This is a genomic window from Amycolatopsis sp. 2-15, from assembly GCF_030285625.1.
Classification (GTDB): Bacteria; Actinomycetota; Actinomycetes; order Mycobacteriales; family Pseudonocardiaceae; genus Amycolatopsis; species Amycolatopsis carbonis.
In genome coordinates this window covers 4,832,737-4,849,246 of record NZ_CP127294.1, presented here as the reverse complement: position 1 = coordinate 4,849,246, position 16,510 = coordinate 4,832,737, and the positions used below count along the sequence as shown (strand labels likewise).

Here is a 16,510-nt window from a genome sequence, read left to right as displayed (position 1 = left end):
GGCGGCCTGGCCGGTGGGCGTATCAACTCCTCCTCGCGCAAGCCGACGCCGCCGGTAAGGCGACCGCCGGGCACTCCGTAGACGCCGGCCGCGCGCAAGCTGAAGGACCTCGTCGGCGTCCAGGTGCTCGTTTCCGGCGGCGCGAAAAGGCGCCGTGAGCACGATCTTGTGAGAAGGCCGGTAAGGACGACGCGTTGCGCTGCCGCTGTTACCGAGGGTCCGAAGATGTGTGACGACGAGGAAGGGATGGAACGGTGCCTCTCGAGGGCGAGTACGAGCCGAGCCCGGTGAAGTACGTGCGTGATCAGGTGGAGTTGTATGAGAGTTCCGGCGGGACCGAGGGGACCGTCTCGCCCGACGTCGGGTTGCCGGTCATCATCCTGACGACCCGGGGCGCGAAAAGTGGGAAAATTCGCAAGACGCCGCTGATGCGGGTGGCGCACGAGGGGACGTACATGACGGTTGCCTCGCAGGGTGGCGCGCCGAAGCATCCGGTGTGGTATTTCAATGTCAAGGCCGACCCGCACGTTGAACTGCAGGACGGCCCGGTCCGGCGGGACATGCGGGCGCGTGAGGTCACCGGAGCGGAGAAGGCCGAGTGGTGGGAGCGCGCCGTCGCGGTGTATCCGTCGTATGCGGAGTATCAGAGCAAGACCGACCGGGAGATCCCCGTGTTTGTGCTGGAACCGGTTGACGGCAGCTGACCGGTCTCCGCACGGTGATTTCCGGAACAGTCGCCGTGACGTTGGCGTGAAGCGACCGCCAGCGGCCGGCGATGCGGGGGCGTGCTGGGGCGCGACCCGCGACACCCTGCCCATGCCTCCGGCAGTCCGCGCGGGCCGACCTCCTCGGCGGTTTTCCGGCCGTCAACCCCGACCAGGCGCTGCGCGAGTTCCTACAAAGCACGAACCAGCCCGGATTGGACAGCGCTCCAGTCTACGAATCCACCCAAGCCGCGACCCGAGTGGCCGAGGGTCAAAAAGACACCTCGATGACGCTCAGGAGGAGCGATGGACGAGAAGCCCAGGCCCACGATCCACGAACTTCACGAACTGGTCGATCTCGAACTTGCCGAGGTCGCCAACAGCGTCGACCCCGACTGCGATGACGTGCCAGAACGTGAAGTCTACGAGGCGGAACTACGCAGCTTCCATGACGCTGTTGTGGTCGAGGAGAAGGCGGAGGAGGAACACACCTCCGAAAGTTGATCGTGCGGCACCTACGTTGCCTCCGACCAGGCCGCCGCGACCACCGGCGGTGCCCTGCGCGTCGCCGGCGGGGTTGCGAATTCGATTGTTCCGCGAGGTTTTTCGTTCCTGCAGAAGGGTTGTCGAGTTGACCAGCGTTCCCGTACTGAAGCTGAACAACGGAGTCGAGATGCCGCAGCTCGGCTTCGGCGTCTTCCAGGTACCGCCCGCCGAGACGAAGACCGCGGTCAAGACCGCACTGGGCGCCGGCTACCGCAGCATCGACACCGCCACCGCGTACGGCAACGAAGCCGCCGTCGGCGAGGCGCTCGCCGAATCCGGCATCACCCGCGACGAACTGTTCATCACCACCAAACTGTGGAACAGCGACCAGGGCTACGACCAGACGCTGCGCGCCTTCGACGCCAGCGTCGCCGCCCTCGGGCTCGAGCAGCTCGACCTCTACCTCATCCACTGGCCGCTGCCCGCCCGCGACAAGTACGTCGCCACGTGGAAAGCACTGGAGAAGCTGTACGCCGACGACCGCGTCCGCGCCATCGGCGTCTCCAACTTCCAGCCCGCGCACCTGCGCCGCATCCTCGACGAGGGCAGCGTGGTGCCGGCCGTGAACCAGATCGAGCTGCACCCCTACCTCGTGCAGTCACAAGTGCGCGCCTTCGACGCCGAGCACGGCATCGCCACCGAAGCCTGGAGCCCTCTCGCCAAGGGCGGCGACCTGCTGGCCGAATCCGTCGTCACCGACGTGGCCGCGCGGCACAGGCGCACGCCCGCCCAGGTGGTGCTGCGGTGGCACCTGCAACTGGGCAACGTGGTCATCCCGAAATCCGTCACACCCTCACGCGTGGCGGAAAACCTCGACGTCTTCGGCTTCACCCTCACCGACGACGACCTCGCCGCCCTCTCGGCCCTCGACCGCGACGGGCGCACCGGTCCAGACCCCGACACCTTCGACCTGGTGTGAGTTCTCTTGCCGAAGGGTGCCTGGATGTGGATCGATGTCCTGGTGCTCGCGAGCCTCGCCCGGCGGCCCGTGCACGGCTGCGAACTGCGCCGGAAGGTCGAGGAGACGGTCAGCAGGCGCTGGCGGCGCTGCACACCGGAGCGGTACTGGCTGGGCAGCTTCTGCGCGTTGGCGAGCGCGACGTCGTAGGCCAGCGGCGCGGTGGCGATCGATCTCCTGGACACAGCCCGGGCACAGCACCGTTAAGCGGACTTCGGGTGGGCCAAGGTCGGAGACGTGGCAGATCGCCGTAGATGTTTCATTGCGGTTTGATGCTGGACAGCGATCTACGCGGGCGGGGTAGCGATGGGTGGGCCTGGGAAAGGGCGCATGAACGAGCCGGTGTGGGCATCCATACGGGTTCGGTCACCGTGACCGTACAAGCGCTCGACACCGCACCTGACTCGGTCAACCTCGACGGCTGGGACGAAGTCGGCGAGGTGTCGGTGGATTCGGAGTACGGGGAACTCAGCAGGGTCGATTGGCGGAGCGGCCGAAACCGGCCGCCCCAGCAGGACGGGTGCCTGTGACACATCCGGAAGATTGGCGACGAAACGCGAACCATGGAACCTCGCCGGCCCAATCACTAGACAACACCGCCGAGACTGGGGTTGGCGCAGCCGGCGTTATGGATCCGTCGGTGGAACGGCGTGCCCACGCCAGTTCGAGCGTTGCACGCCGCCGACGGCGCGGGACGGCTCCTTGGCTCAGACCACCGGCCGAGAGCCCCCGGGGCGTCAAGTGATCCTCCTCGACGGGCATGACCACCCGCGGACACACATCGCCCGACCTGGAAATTGCGACGACATACCGACGGTCGGTTCCAATCAACGTGCTGGTCGCGCGGCGGGCAATCGCGCGACCAGGCGGGCGCCGGTTTCCGAGTCGGCCGCCGCCAGGGAACCGCCGTGGCGACGAGCGATTTCCCGTGCCAGCGTGAGGCCCAATCCGGAGCCGCCGGCGTCGCGGGTGCGGGCGTCGTCGAGGCGGGCGAAGCGGTCGAAGACGCGTTCCCGATCGGCCGGCGGAATGCCGGGGCCGTCGTCGAGCACCTCCAGCACCACAGAGGTGCCGTCGCGACCCACGGTGACGGTCACCGCGGAAGTCGCGTGGCGGACGGCGTTGTCGAGGAGGTTGCGCAGCAGGCGTTCGAGTTGCACGGGTTGACCGAGCACTCGCACGGGATCATCCACAAAGGATCGCACGGTCGGGCGGCCGAGCGCGGCCGAACGTTCGGCGACCTGCTCACGCACCACGTCCGCCAGGTCGACCTCCACCGGCGCGACGCGACCGGGGTCGACGGTGAGCTGCAGGAGGTCGGCCGTGATGCGGTGCAGGCGCCGGACGTCGAGCAACGAGCGTTCGGCGACGGCAGGCCAGTCGGCGCGCTCCGGATGTGTGAGGGCGACCTCCAGGCCGGTCCGCAGGTTCGCCAGGGGGCTGCGCAGCTCGTGGCTCGCGTCGGCGACAAATCGTTCCTGCTGTTCGTGGGCGTGCTGCAGGCGGTCGAGCGTGGCGTTGGTCGTGTGCGCCAGACGTGCGATCTCGTCACGCGAGCGCGGCACCGGCACGCGGCGGCCGAGCTGGCTGCCGCTCACTTCGGCGAGCTCGCCGCGGATCGCCTCCACGGGCCGCAGCGCGCGCCCGGCGGCGAACCACGCGACGAGGGCCGTGAGGAGCACGGCCAGCGGCACGAACACCTCGAGGGTGTCGTCGAACAGCGTCAGTGTGGTGAGCGTGTCCCACGGGAGCACGAACAGGTAAAGCGTCAACCGGTAGTGCGTGCTCGAGGCGGCACGCGACAAGCCGGTGTCCACAGTGGACCCCTCACGGCCGATCGGTTCCACCAGGTTGGCCGGCACATCGTCGACGACCGTGCCCACCACGGTGTAGGTGCGGTACTCGCGCCACTGCGGGTGGGTGCCCGGGTGCAGCGCGGCGGTCGTGGTCGTCGTCCACCCGTGCGGCGCGTCGCGAGGGGCCGGCGGCAGCGGCTGCCAAGCGGGATCCAGCCGGGTCAGGTTGCCGCTGTGGACCACGGCGCGGCCGTCGTCGGCGACCACCTCGAACATCGCATCGCCGTTGAGCGCCGCCGAGTCGATCACGCCCAGGCGGTACGCGTCGGCGACCCGATCGAGCTGCGCCCGGGTCGCCCGCACGGCGTTGCGCGACAGCTGCGTCGCCACGAACTGGCGGATCCCCCACCAGCCCAGCCCGAACACCAGCACGCTGAGCAGCACCGCCGCGAGCGCCGTGCTCCGCCGCACCGACTCGGGCCACCACCTACTCATGCGACGCGCCGGGTCCGTCGGCGACCAGCCGGTACCCCACGCCGCGCACGGTGGCGATCGTGCGCCGCCCGAACGGCGCGTCCAGCTTGCGCCGCAACGCGCTCACATAGACCTCCACGATGTTCGGATCCCCCTCGTACGCGACGTCCCACACCTGCCCGAGGATCTCGTGCTTCGCCACCACGTGCCCGTCGTGGCGCAGCAGGCATTCGAGCACGGCGAACTCCTTCGTGGTCAACGCGACCGGCGTACCGCCGCGCCGGCACGTGCGTTTCGCGGGATCCAGCACCAGGTCGCCGAACGCCAGGGCCGCCGCCGGACCCGCCCGGCCGCGGCGGACCAGCGCGCGCAGCCGGGCGGTGAGCACCACGTAGGAGAACGGCTTGCTCAGGAAGTCGTCGGCACCGGTGTCGAGAGCCTCCGCCTCGTCGTACTCGCCGTTCTTGGCCGTCAGCATGAGGATCGGCGTCGTCACCCCACGCTCGCGCAGCGCGGCGCACACCCGGTAGCCGTTGAGCTTCGGCAGCATGATGTCCAGCACGATCACCTGGTACGGGTGCAGCTGCCCCCATTCCAGCCCCGTCTCGCCATCGTGGGCCAGGTCCACGGCGTACCCGTCGGCCTCGAGCCCCCACCGCAACGTCTCGGCCAACCGCTTCTCGTCCTCGACCACGAGCACCCTCATGAACCCGATCTTCCCAGACCCCCGCGCGGGTTCCTGAAGCGATCTTCAGGGTTCTTCAGGACCGCTTCAGCACGGCCTCGCCAAGCTCGTGCCAAGGCACCGAGCGCGGTGCGACGAGGTCGGGGAGAAAACGGATGCAACCAGCCACAGTGGACAGTCCCGTCGCAGCGGGAGTGCGGCGGGTCGTCAAGATCCACGGACGCGGCGACACGGCGGTGCGGGCCTTGGACCACGTGACCCTCGACTTCCCGGCGCAGCGGTTCACGTCCGTGCTCGGCCCGTCGGGCTCCGGCAAATCGACGCTGATGCACTGCCTCGCCGGACTGGACACCGTGGACGCCGGCAGCGTCCGGATCGGACGGACCGAGCTCACCGGGCTCCCCGACTCGGCGCTCACCCGGCTGCGGCGCGACCACGTGGGGTTCGTGTTCCAGTCGTTCAACCTCCTGCCGACCATGACGGCCGAGGAGAACATCCTGCTCGGCCTGCGCCTGGCCGGCCGCAAGCCCGACCCGGCGTGGTTGCGTGTGGTCGTCGACGCGCTCGGCCTGCGGCAACGCCTGCGCCACCACCCCGGGGAACTGTCCGGCGGTCAGCAACAGCGCGTGGCGTGCGCACGAGCGCTGATCGGACGGCCGCAGGTCGTGTTCGCCGACGAGCCCACCGGCAACCTCGACTCGCGAGCCGGTGCCGAGGTACTCGGTTTCCTGCGCGCCTCCGTGCGCGAGCTGGGCCAGACGGTGGTGATGGTGACGCACGATCCCGTCGCCGCCTCCTACACCGACCACGGCGTGCTGCTGGCCGACGGTCGCGTCGCCGCACACGTGCCCCGCCCGACCGCCGACTCCGTGCTGGCCGCGCTGACCGGCCTGGGGGTGTGATGCTGCGCGTCGTCGCCGCGGGGGTCCGGGCCCGGCCCCTGCGTCTGCTGCTCTCCGCCGTCGCGATCGCCCTCGGCGTGGCGTTCGTGTCCGGTTCGTTCATCCTGTCCGGGGCCGTCGGCGCCGGTCTCCGCGACGCTGTGTCTGTCCACCTGCGCGGGGTCGACGCTGTCGTAAGCCAGACCCGCGGCGCGGACTTGGACGACGCGCTGCTCGCGAAGGTGCGTGCAGTGCCCGGCGTGGCCGCGGCGGAGGGCCGCGTGACCGTGAGCGCACCGATCCGCGACGCCTCCGGGCACGCGACCGACGCGGCCGCCACCGCGCTTCCCGCCGACGCCGCGTTGCGGCCGTTCGACCTGGCCGGTGGCCGATTCCCTCAGCAGCCAGGCGAGCTCGCGATGGAAGAAACCACCGCCCAAGGTTTCTCGCTCGGGCAGCAGGTAACGCTGTTCGATCAGCAGGGCAAAGAACACGCCTACACGCTCGTCGGCACCTTCAGCCGGCCGACGGACGCCGGGATCGGGGCCGACGACCTGGTCCTCACACCCGAGGGGCTGCGCCAGGTGGCACCCGGCGCGGAGTTCAGCGAGATTGTGGCGCGGGCGGCGCAGGGGGTCGCCCCGCCACGGCTCGTCGCCGACCTCGACCGGGCGGTGAGCGGCCAGGGCGTTTCTGTGGTCACGGGAAGCCAGGCCGCCGCCGGACTGCTGAGCACGACCGCGCCCGATTCGGCGGGCCTGACGAAGTTCTTCACCGCGTTCGCTGTGCTGGCGATGATCGTGGCCGCGATGGTGATCGCCAACGCGTTCACCATCCTGGTCGCGCAGCGCGCGAACGAGCTGGCACTGCTGAGGTGCGTGGGCGCCGGGAAACGGCAGGTCTTCGGCGCGGTGCTGACCGAAGCCGCCGTGGTCGGGGTGCTGGCGTCCGTCGTCGGACTGTTCGGCGGGCTCGGGGTCGCCGCCGCACTGCAGGCGATCACCGGCTCGCCCGGGGCGCCGGTGTACGTCCCGCTCACCGCGCGGACCGCGGTGCTGGCACTCGTCGTCGGTGTGCTGGTCACGGTGCTGGCAGCCGTGCCCCCGGCTCGGGCCGCGACGCGGGTGGCGCCCGTGGCAGCGTTGCGAAAGCCGGTCGAAGGCCGCCAGGCCCGCGCGGGACGGCCCCGCGCGATCGTCACGGCCGTGCTGTTCGTGGCCGGAGTCGGGGCGGCGGTGGCCGCGCTCGCGGCGGAGACCCAGGATGGCGCGGTGCTGGCCGTCGCCGCGATGGTCGCGTTGCTCGGCGCATTGCTCGCGGTCGGGCCGCTGCTGGCCGGACCCGCCGTGCGGGTACTGGGCGCCGTCACCGCGCCGGTGCTGGGTGAGCCGGCGAGGCTCGCGGCGCTCAACGCCGATCGCAACCCCCGTCGCACGGCCGCAACCGCTGCGGCGCTGACCATCGGACTGGCCGTCGTCGCCCTCGTGACCACGGTGACCGCAGGCGTCGAGGCCGGCCGCGACCAGGGCGTGGAGCAGCAGCTGCGAGCAGAGTTCACCGTGACGTCGGCGGTCAACGGGCAAGGACTACCCGCGGCCCTGCCTGCGACGCTTGCGGCGGTGCCGGGGGTCGCGGCCACGGCGTCGGTCACCGAGTTCACGGGCGATCTCGGCTCGCTCGGCGCGTACGGCATGACCGCTGTGCCCGGTGAAGCGCTCGGCTCGCTGCTGCGGCCGGTGGTCCTCTCGGGTGCGCTGGACCGGCTCCGCCCGGGCGAGCTGGCCGTGAGCCGGCAGCTGTCCGAAGAGACCGGGCTCACGGCGGGCGCGATCGTGCGCACGGATTCGGGGTCGTCGCTGCGCGTCGTGGCCGTCTACGACAGCGTCGACGCGCCGGGCGCCGACCTTGGCCTCGCGTTCGTAGACATCGGTGAGCTGCCGAAGATCGCGATGCCGGACACCGAACACGACGGCAGTGTCCTGGTGAAACTCGCTCCGGACGCCGACGCCGACCAGGCTGCGGCCACGCTTGACCGGGCACTGGAACCGACTCCGCTGGCGAAGCTGAACACGGTCGCGGACCTGGAAGACCAGCTGTCGGCGCCGCTGCGCAGCACGCTCGACCTGTTGTGGGCGCTGACCGCGCTCGCCGTGCTGATCGCGTTCGCCGGGATCGCCAACACGCTGTCGCTCTCGGTCCTCGAACGCACACGCGAATCGGCCCTGCTGCGTGCCCTCGGGCTGACGAGGGGTGGCCTGCGCGCGGCACTGGCAGCCGAGTCGGTGTTCGTCGCCGTGTTCGGCGCCGGCTGCGGACTGCTGCTCGGGATCGGCTCGGCGTGGCTGATCGCCCACGTGGCCTCGACCGACGCCGAGCCCGTGCTCTTCACGCTGCCCTGGGCCCGCCTCGCGGTGCTGCTGGCCGCCGCCGTGCTCGCGGCCCCGATCGCAGCGGCATTGCCGGCCCGGCGCGCCGCCCGGGGCCCGCTCATCGCCGGGATGGCCGAGCAGTGACCTTCGCTGTCCACTTTTCCGGGCTCGGGAGTATGTGTCCAGGCTGGTCGCGGAGCTGGTGCGGAAGAACGGCTCGACGCCGGCCGAACAGGCCGGCGACGTCTCGCCCGACGGGATGCAGCGGCTGTCGCGCCGGAGCGGGCTGAGACATCGACTGCCGCAGAGGGCGGGCGACGGAACAGCCGGAACTGCGCGACCTGTCTCGACGGTGGCCGGCGACGGCTGGTACCGGTGACTCACGCGGATGGCACCTTCGCGCGGCGGCGCTGGCAACTGATTGGTCACCTGGCCCCGGCCTGTGTGAGGAAGACCCATCTTCTTCGAAGAAGCCGCCGGACCAAAACCAGGATTGATTCGGCCCCGCCCCCAGTTCATTCAGCTTGTGCGAGTTTTTTGCATAGTTGCTGAAATCCGCGTAGCTGAAATCGGTGAAGCCACCGGAATTCTTGTCGACACCTGCGTATCCCGTCTGGGACCTTCGCCGATGGTTCGAGCTTGGCTGCGTCGCCGCCGCCGAGGGGGCGGTTCGGCGTTGTGGATGCGCCTCCGCAGGTACCTTGCAGCCCCAGTGGGTCGGCCGCGATGAGCGGCTCCGCAACATAGGCAACCGGGTTCGACGCGGGTCGCAATCCGAGCGGGTCCTGGCTGAGGTCGTCGTGGTACTGCCCGGGCAAGCCAAGGGCATCGGCACGGGTGCGATCGCGGATGGCGACCTCTCGCCCCAGAAACTCGTGCGCCCACCGGGCGGCCGTCTGCTGGATGCCGTTCCCAGGTGAGTACCCGGCAGAACCCGTCGTCGTGCAGCTCGACTTGCTCCACGAGGTGAGCGCCGCTCGAAATGAACCAGATCTCGGCGGTCTTTGTGCACTGGCCGTCCTGGCTGACCTCCCAGCGGCCTTTCGCTCACCAGATGGGACGGGGCTTCTCGGAACACTGGTGACGCCCGAGGCCAGGACTGGCAGGGCCGTGGTGCTGGTACACAGCGGCGGCGTGACGCGGCACGAAGCCGGCTTTTTCACCCGCCTGGCGGCCAGGCTCGCGGAATCCGGCATCAGTTCTCTGCGATTTCGAAGTAGCGTTCGAGTTCTCGCCGGTCGACGTCACGAGCCGGCATCGACGTGTTCTCGTCGTGGAGGTAGTTCACCAGCATGGCGACCCTGTCGAGGTAGGCATCGATCGTCGAGTCAGCGCGGTTCTTGGCCCCCAGATGCGTTCTCCAGTCTCCGACGAGCGCTCTGATGTCCTCGGGGGTCCAGCACCTCCTCGGGCGCCTCAGGCGCAGTGCTAGTTGTTGACACCCCAGCCAAGAGGCTCGCCAAGATCAACTGATTGCCGCGTTTACGCAGGCTGGAGGCACAAAGCAGAGTTGAGAAGTGGGCCGGGTCGGGCTCGAACCGACGGCCAAGGGATTATGAGTCCCCTGCTCTAACCAACTGAGCTACCGGCCCCTAGCTGGCACCCCGTTTGCATTAGCACATGAGCCCCAGTTCGATCCAAAATATCACAGCGCCCCGGGTGGGCCGGTGGAGCAGGCCGAACAGGTTGTGGTTGTGCCGGGCAGTGGGACGCGTCGTCCAGGTTGCGAGGACGTCGCCGCCACGACCCCGCCCCGGGAGGGGTGAGCAATGGACGGAGCACGCTGGGACGATCACTCTCGGGGTGCTCGTGACGAGCCGCCCCGGAGGCGGTCGCCTCGGCCGCGCCGAGGCTGTGCGTCGCCGGGCCAAAGCCGTCACCTTCCGTGACGCACCGGAACGCCGGGACGCCGGTGGCGGCCGGTGTCGGGGCCACAGCGAGCACCGCCGCGGTTCTTCTGCCGGACGTGGCGAAATTCCCTTCGTGAGGAGCAGAACCGGTACGTCGCGGCTCCACCACGGGGTGTCAGCCGGGTGCGCGAAGCTCCCCCGAACGCCGCCACGCGTGAAAAAGCCGTGGCGCCGGGAAAATCACGGGACTTGGTGCATGGAAACCACGTCGAGGCCCAGTACGCGGAACAGGCTCAGCAAGCGATGCAGGCGTTCCTCGTCGGTGACGTGGCAGTAGATGATCGTTTCCGGTGGGGCGGCGGCGACTTCCAGCTCGCCGAAGTCGACGACGGCGTGGGCGGCGCGGTCGGACAGACGGCCGGAGACGCGGAAGACGTAGCTGGACTGCGACACCTGAGCCTCCTGTCTGGCCCCTCGAGCGCCCCTCGCCGTCACGGTCGCGCGTGTGGGGGTGGGCGTCCTCGCCCGTGCCGGATGAGCTCGTGTTCGGGCGGTGGGCGTGCAACAGTGGGTGACGGCGGGGCCGGAGGGAGAACAGGGTGTCCTACAACGAAAAGCCGCGCGTGCCGCGGCGCAAGAGGACTGTGCCCGAGCTGCCGGACGGGTTCGTGTCCCGGCCGCGGCTGCTGAACGCGCTCGATCGCGCGGCGCCGGAAGCCGCCACGATGGTGTGCGCGCCCGCGGGGTCGGGCAAGACTCTGGTCCTCGCGGAATGGCTGCGTAGCGGCGGACTCGGTTCCGCGGCCTGGCTTTCGCTCGACGCCGCCGACAACAACGTGCACCGGTTCCGCTCCGGCCTCCTCGACGCGCTCGCCCCGGCGGCGCCCGGCCTGCACGACTTCGACGCGGACAGCCCGAGTTTCCTGGCCGACCTCGTCGACGCCCTCGACACCCTGCCCGAGCCGCTGCGCCTGGTCCTCGACGACGTGCACGAGCTCGTGGCAACGGAACCGTTGCGCGACGTGGAACAGCTGCTTCGCCTGCGCCCACGTGGGCTGCGGCTCGTGCTGTCGACGCGCTGGGATCCGCCGCTCCCCCTCGCCCGGCTGCGGCTTTCCGGTCGGCTCGCCGACCTGCGCTCCGAACAGCTGCAATTCCGCCCGGACGAAGCCGCGGCGCTTCTGACCGCCGAAGGCGTCACCATCGGTCCCGAGCAGGTCGACCGGCTCGTCACGCGCACGGAAGGCTGGGCGAGCGGGCTGCGCCTGGCGGCCGAAACCCTGAAGGGCGGCGCGGAGTTCACCGGCGCCGACCCGACGGTGAGCGCCTACCTCGTCGACGAGGTCCTCGCGCCGCTGTCCGAAGAGGAGCGTCAGTTCCTGCGCGAGATCAGCGTCTGCGAAAGCGTTTCCGCCTCGCTCGCCACTGCGCTCTCCGGTCGCGCCGACGCCGGCGAAGTGCTGACGCACCTGGAACACCGCACGGCGATGCTGTTCCGCACCGGTGCCGGGCGCCGGATCTACCGCCTGCACACGCTGCTGCGCGCCCACCTGCTCACCGACCTCATGCTGCGCACGCCCCGCCAGGTGCCCGCGCTGCACCGGCGCGCCGCCGAATGGTTGCGCGCGCGCCACCAGGCCGGCGACGCCGTCTCCCACGCGCTGGAGGCCGGCGACGCCGCACTCGTCGCGGACCTGCTGCGCCGCCACGCGCTCGACCTGCTGCTCGCCGGCGAACACGACGTGCTGCGCCGCGCCCGCGCCGCGCTCAGCGACGAGGTGGTCGGCGACGACCCGTGGCTCGCCCTGACCGGCGCCCTCGAATATCTCGACGCCGCCCGCCCCGGCGCCGCACGCGCCCAGGTCACGCTGGCCGAACGCGCGTGGCCCCGAGAGCCCTCGCGCGAGCTGCACGCGTTGCGCGGGCTCGTCGACTCCCGCTTCGCCCACGCCGCGGGCGCCCTCGAAGGCGACATCGACGCCGTCGCCGAGCAGGGTTCCGCGCTCAGCGCCATGACGCTGCTGGAGTCCGGCCAGGCGCTGCTCGCCGCGGGCCGCGCCGTCGAGGCCCGCCGGCCCGTGGAGTCGGCGCTGGCCTTCGCCCGCGCGCACGGCCACGGGCACCTGGAACAGCAGTGCCTCACCGCGCTCGCCGGTGTCGCCGCGGCCACGGGCGACTTCCGCGCCATGGCCGCCCTCGCCCACGACGCCGACCAGCTCGCCGAAACCCACGGCTGGCGCGACACCGTCGCCGGCGCGAAAACCTCGCTGCTCCTCGCCTGCGGCGCCCTGCTGCGCGCCGACGCGTCCGCCTGCCTCGCCCAGATCGACCGCGTCACGGGCGTGCTCGCCACCACCGACGCCCTCGGCCAGGCCGGCCTCACGCTCCTGACCGCCACCCTCGAAGGAACCGCGCGCTTCGACGGCGGGCAGCGCTCGGCCGGGCTGCGCCGCATGACCGACGCCCGCCTCGCCGAAGGCCCCGCTCCCCTGCCCGACGGCGTCGTCGCCCTTGCCGCCGTGTGCGAGCACGACGCCGCCACGCGCCTCGGCCGCGGCGAAACCGCCCGTGACGTGCTCACCTGGGCCCGCGAACGGATACCGTCGGCCGCCGAGATCCTCCTGATCCGCGCCGGCACGCAGGTCGTGCTCGGGCGCGACGGCCACGCGCGCAATCTGTTGCGCCCGCTGCTCGACGGCGCGGTCGACCCGGTGCTGACGTGGACACCGGTCACGGCCTGGCTGCTGGAGGCGGAGATCGCCCTGCGCTGCGGCGAGGACGTCCGTGCGCGCCGTGCCGTCGCGAAGGCGCTCGGCCCGGCCGAACGGCTCGGTGTCCTCCGCCCGCTCGTCACCGCGGCCCCGGAGGTGCTCGACCTGGCGCTGCTCGACGTGCCCGGCGGCCACCGCTTCACCACCGACCTGCGCCAGGCGCGGGCCGTCCGCGGCAGGCAGCCCGACGCCGTCGCGCTCACCGAACGTGAGCGGACGGTGCTGCGCCTCCTGCCGACGGTCCGCTCGCTCGACGAGATCGCCGGAGACCTCATGGTGTCGCCCAACACCGTGAAAACACACGTCCGCGCTTTGTACCGGAAGCTCGGCGTCGGCTCGCGACGGGAGGCCGTGCGTTCGGCCGTCCGGCGTGGTCTCGTGGACAGTTAGTTGGGACATTCGGCCCTTCCCTGGTCACAGCGACGCCTTACGGTCGAAGGCGTGAGTGGAGCCGGCCGGTCGGGGACCAACCGGTGGCGGGTGCCGGGCGCGAAGGTGACAATGCCCTTGCTGCCACCGGATTTCGTGACGCGCCCACGACTGCTCGAGGCGCTCGACGCGGCCGCCGCCAGTCCCGTCACGGCCGTCTGCGCGCCGGCCGGCTTCGGCAAGACCGCGCTGCTGGCCGAATGGGCCACGACCCGCCCGGTCGCGTGGGTCTCCCTGGACCCGGACGACAACGATCCGCACCGCTTCTGGTCCGCGATCCTCTGCGCGCTCGACAAGACGGTGCCCGCCGACAGCCGGGTCCACACCGTCGCGGCGCCGGAAGGCGACAGCCGCGCCGATTTCCTCGCCGAGCTCGTCGACGCCCTCGACGCGTTGCCCACCCCGGTGCGCCTGGTGCTCGACGACTTCCAGGAGATCGTGGACGCCGGCCCGCTGCACGACATGACCACGCTCATCCGCACCCCGCCCGCCGGACTGCGCCTCACGCTCGCGGCGCGCGCCGATCCGCGGCTGCAGCTCGCGCGCCTGCGGGTACAGGGTGACCTCGCCCGCGTCAGCGCGGACGACCTCCGGTTCACCACCGCGGAGACCGCGCAGCTGCTGCGGGTCACTGGCGTGCGCTGCGGCGAGGACGACGTGCGCCGGCTCGTCGAGCGCACGGCGGGCTGGACCGCCGCCGTGCACTGGGCCGCGGTGTCGCTGCGGACCGGGGCCGACGTCGACGCCTTCCTCACCCAGCTCGACGGCGACGACCGCTCCGTGGCCGGGTTCCTGGCCGACGAGGTGCTCGCCCGCCTGCCGGAAGGCGCGCCCGAGCTGCTGCGCCGCATCAGCGTGTGCGACGCCGTGCCGGCCGCCCTGGCCCGCGAGCTGGCCGCGCGCGAAGACGCCGGCGCCGTGCTGGCCGAGCTGGAGCGGCACACGTTCCTCGTCGCGCGCATCGACGACCCCAGCGCCTCCTACCGCGTGCAGCCGTTGCTGCGCTCCTACCTGCGCGCCGACCTCGACCTGCGCTACCCCGGCCTCGCGAGCGAGCTGCACGCCACGGCCGCGCGCTGGTTCGCGAACGAGGACCGCATCGGCGAGGCCCTGGAACACGCCGTCGCCGGCCTCGACCGCGACGGCATCGTCGAGCTCCTCCACGCCCATGCCATCCCGTGCCTGCTCGCCGGCGACGACCACGCCGTCCGCGAAACTCTGGCGCACCTGGATGACGACGTCGATCCCGGCCTGCGCGCCGCCCGCACGCTCGCCGCCATCCAGAGCGGCGATCCGACCAAACCGCCCGATGACCCCCTGCTGGCCCGCCACCGCGCGCTGGCCGAGGGCCGCCGTCCGGACGGGCCCGAACCCACCGAGCCGGGCACCTGGGCCGACCTCGACCGCGCGTGGTCCTCGCTCTACCGCGGCGCGTGGCGCGACGCCACCACGCGCGTCCGCGACGCCCTCGACACCGCGCGCGCCGAGGGCCAGGACTACCTCGTGCTCCACGGCCTGGCCGCGATCGCCGTGGCCGGCGCCTTCGACGGCCACCAGGACGCGGCCCGCGCGGCCGGCCAGGAAGCCGTCGAGCTCGCCGCCCGGCACGGCTGGCCGCGTTCGCCGTGGCTGGCCGTCTGCCGGCTCGTGCTCGCGGGCGACCACCTGCTCCGGCTCGATCCAGCGGCCGCCGCCCGCGAAGCGTGCGACGCGGCCACACCACTGGGCGCCTTCCTCGGCGGCGCGGCGCACTTCGACAGCGAGGACCGCCGCGACGGCCTCGAGACCATGCGCCGCGCCCGCCACGACCTCGGCGAGCTCGCCGCCGGCCCGGCCGCGCTCGTCGCCGTGCTGGAGCACCACGCAGCCGTGTTCCTCGGGGAACCCTTGCACGCCAACGAAGTGCTGCGGTGGGCCCGCGACCACCTCCCCCACACGCACGAGCTGGACCTGATGCAGGCGTGGACCCACCTCGGGGCCGACCGGCCCGACGAGGCCGCGGCCGCGGTGCGCACCCGCCGCGCGGCGCTGCTGCCGACCACCGCCGTCGACATCGAGCTCATCGAGGCCGCGCTCGCCCTGCGCGCCGGGCGCCGCACCGAGGCGCTGCGGACGCTGGAACACGCGCTGGGCCTGGCAGTCGGCGGTGACTTCGTGCGGCCGTTCGCGCTGGCCGACCCGGCCGTGCGGCACCTGCTCGTGGACCACTCGGGCGGCTTCGGGCGGCTCGACGGCTTCGCGGCGTCGGTCCGCGACCGCTTGCGCCGCTTCGACCCCGCTCCCGTGGACGACCGCCTCACCGAGCGCGAGCAGGTCGTGCTGCTGCGGCTGCCGTCACAACGCTCACTCGACGAGATCGCGGCGGACCTGACCGTGTCCGTCAACACCGTGAAAACCCACGTGCGCGCGATCTACGTGAAACTCGGCGTGACCAACCGCCGCGACGCCGTGCTCGTCGCCCGCGAACACGGTCTCGCGTGAGGCTTCATCCGCGACAGATGAGGCCGGACCCGCGCCTTAGTTCGACGCTTTCCGCAAGCCCGGCACGGGCACGGATCCCGCGGACACGAGAGGACTCTCACCATGACCGACACGGGAGCACGAGCGCCGCACACCGAGGCCGGCGGAACCACCGGCCGTTACCCGGACGGCCAGTCGATACCGAGCGGCTGGACCGGCTGGGTCGCCTTCGCCGCGACCATGATGATGCTGCTGGGCGCGTTCCAGGTGATCGAAGGGCTCGTCGCGCTGCTCAACACCCGCTATTTCGTGGTCGACGAGACGGGCCTCGTCGTCTCGGTCAACTACACCACGTGGGGCTGGGTGCACCTCGCGCTCGGGGCCCTGCTGATCGTCGTCGGCATCGGCGTCTTCATGGGCAACCGGGTCGCGCAGATCACCGGCATCGTCCTCGCGGGCCTGAGCGCGATCGTCAATCTCGCGTTCCTGCCGGCGTACCCGCTGTGGGCGATCATCGTCATCGCCGTCGACGTGCTCGTGATCTACGCACTCGCGGTGCACGGCAAGGAGATGCAGAAGCTCTGACG

12 protein-coding genes, 1 tRNA gene and 1 pseudogene are annotated in these 16,510 nt (G+C 71.4%); 10 read left to right on the top strand and 4 right to left on the bottom strand.

Annotated elements, in window-relative coordinates; translation table 11 throughout:
- The first annotated feature begins 254 nt into the window (after window positions 1-254).
- From QRX50_RS24100 to QRX50_RS24085, 4 genes are all read left to right on the top strand, one after another.
- A complete protein-coding gene (locus QRX50_RS24100) occupies window positions 255-704 on the top strand; it encodes a nitroreductase family deazaflavin-dependent oxidoreductase (RefSeq protein WP_285974164.1) in 450 nt (149 codons plus the stop codon).
- Between the two features lie 306 nt (window positions 705-1,010).
- Window positions 1,011-1,208: a hypothetical protein gene (locus QRX50_RS24095; protein ID WP_285974163.1), complete on the top strand. Its 198-nt coding sequence runs from the start codon at window positions 1,011-1,013 to the stop codon at window positions 1,206-1,208.
- Between the two features lie 169 nt (window positions 1,209-1,377).
- Entirely contained in the window at window positions 1,378-2,169 is a 792-nt protein-coding gene (locus QRX50_RS24090; protein WP_434533358.1) for an aldo/keto reductase, read from the top strand.
- Between the two features lie 24 nt (window positions 2,170-2,193).
- The gene (locus QRX50_RS24085; RefSeq protein ID WP_285974161.1) at window positions 2,194-2,358 is read left to right on the top strand and encodes a hypothetical protein; all 165 of its coding nucleotides are present in this window, start codon (window positions 2,194-2,196) and stop codon (window positions 2,356-2,358) included.
- A gap of 677 nt (window positions 2,359-3,035) precedes the next feature.
- Here QRX50_RS24085 and QRX50_RS24080 read toward each other — a convergent pair.
- On the bottom strand, window positions 3,036-4,499 hold the full coding sequence (locus tag QRX50_RS24080; protein WP_285974160.1) for a sensor histidine kinase: 1,464 nt from the start codon (window positions 4,497-4,499) through the stop codon (window positions 3,036-3,038).
- Entirely contained in the window at window positions 4,492-5,184 is a 693-nt protein-coding gene (locus tag QRX50_RS24075) for a response regulator transcription factor (protein ID WP_285974159.1), read from the bottom strand. Before QRX50_RS24075 ends, QRX50_RS24080 begins: the two co-directional genes overlap by 8 nt.
- Window positions 5,185-5,318: 134 nt before the next feature.
- Between QRX50_RS24075 and QRX50_RS24070 the strand changes: the two genes are divergently transcribed.
- The 3 genes and pseudogenes from QRX50_RS24070 to QRX50_RS24060 form a co-directional block, all read left to right on the top strand.
- Window positions 5,319-6,065 (top strand): ABC transporter ATP-binding protein, encoded by a 747-nt coding sequence (locus tag QRX50_RS24070; RefSeq protein WP_285974158.1) that lies wholly within the window; start codon window positions 5,319-5,321, stop codon window positions 6,063-6,065.
- Window positions 6,065-8,557, top strand: a complete 2,493-nt coding sequence (locus QRX50_RS24065; protein WP_285974157.1) for an FtsX-like permease family protein — start codon at window positions 6,065-6,067, stop codon at window positions 8,555-8,557. The genes QRX50_RS24070 and QRX50_RS24065 overlap by 1 nt, the downstream gene beginning before the upstream one ends.
- 10 nt (window positions 8,558-8,567) lie before the next feature.
- A pseudogene (locus tag QRX50_RS24060) lies at window positions 8,568-8,690 on the top strand (IS701 family transposase); the annotation flags it as partial.
- Between the two features lie 1,241 nt (window positions 8,691-9,931).
- Here the strand turns inward: QRX50_RS24060 and QRX50_RS24055 are convergent.
- Window positions 9,932-10,005 (bottom strand) — tRNA-Ile (locus QRX50_RS24055).
- A gap of 498 nt (window positions 10,006-10,503) precedes the next feature.
- Window positions 10,504-10,716: a DUF8691 family protein gene (locus QRX50_RS24050; RefSeq protein ID WP_220242519.1), complete on the bottom strand. Its 213-nt coding sequence runs from the start codon at window positions 10,714-10,716 to the stop codon at window positions 10,504-10,506.
- 146 nt (window positions 10,717-10,862) lie between these two features.
- Here QRX50_RS24050 and QRX50_RS24045 point away from each other — a divergent pair, with 146 nt between their 5' ends.
- The 3 genes from QRX50_RS24045 to QRX50_RS24035 all read left to right on the top strand — a co-directional run bounded on the left by QRX50_RS24045 (window position 10,863) and on the right by QRX50_RS24035 (window position 16,508).
- Window positions 10,863-13,424, top strand: a complete 2,562-nt coding sequence (locus QRX50_RS24045) for a winged helix-turn-helix domain-containing protein (protein WP_285974156.1) — start codon at window positions 10,863-10,865, stop codon at window positions 13,422-13,424.
- A 111-nt stretch (window positions 13,425-13,535) separates the two neighbouring features.
- Window positions 13,536-15,944: a winged helix-turn-helix domain-containing protein gene (locus QRX50_RS24040; RefSeq protein ID WP_285974155.1), complete on the top strand. Its 2,409-nt coding sequence runs from the start codon at window positions 13,536-13,538 to the stop codon at window positions 15,942-15,944.
- A 102-nt stretch (window positions 15,945-16,046) separates the two neighbouring features.
- Window positions 16,047-16,508: a DUF7144 family membrane protein gene (locus QRX50_RS24035; RefSeq protein ID WP_285974154.1), complete on the top strand. Its 462-nt coding sequence runs from the start codon at window positions 16,047-16,049 to the stop codon at window positions 16,506-16,508.
- Window positions 16,509-16,510: the final 2 nt, after the last annotated feature.

Excerpts from the sequence above, each read along its gene's own strand:
- QRX50_RS24095 (WP_285974163.1), top strand. The coding sequence starts at position 1,011 with ATGGACGAGAAGCCCAGGCCCACGATCCACGAACTTCACGAACTGGTC.
- QRX50_RS24090 (WP_434533358.1), top strand. The coding sequence starts at position 1,378 with ATGCCGCAGCTCGGCTTCGGCGTCTTCCAGGTACCGCCCGCCGAGACG.
- QRX50_RS24085 (WP_285974161.1), top strand. The coding sequence starts at position 2,194 with ATGTGGATCGATGTCCTGGTGCTCGCGAGCCTCGCCCGGCGGCCCGTG.
- QRX50_RS24080 (WP_285974160.1), bottom strand. The coding sequence starts at position 4,499 with ATGAGTAGGTGGTGGCCCGAGTCGGTGCGGCGGAGCACGGCGCTCGCG.
- QRX50_RS24075 (WP_285974159.1), bottom strand. The coding sequence starts at position 5,184 with ATGAGGGTGCTCGTGGTCGAGGACGAGAAGCGGTTGGCCGAGACGTTG.
- QRX50_RS24070 (WP_285974158.1), top strand. The coding sequence starts at position 5,319 with ATGCAACCAGCCACAGTGGACAGTCCCGTCGCAGCGGGAGTGCGGCGG.
- QRX50_RS24065 (WP_285974157.1), top strand. The coding sequence starts at position 6,065 with ATGCTGCGCGTCGTCGCCGCGGGGGTCCGGGCCCGGCCCCTGCGTCTG.
- QRX50_RS24040 (WP_285974155.1), top strand. The coding sequence starts at position 13,536 with ATGCCCTTGCTGCCACCGGATTTCGTGACGCGCCCACGACTGCTCGAG.
- QRX50_RS24035 (WP_285974154.1), top strand. The coding sequence starts at position 16,047 with ATGACCGACACGGGAGCACGAGCGCCGCACACCGAGGCCGGCGGAACC.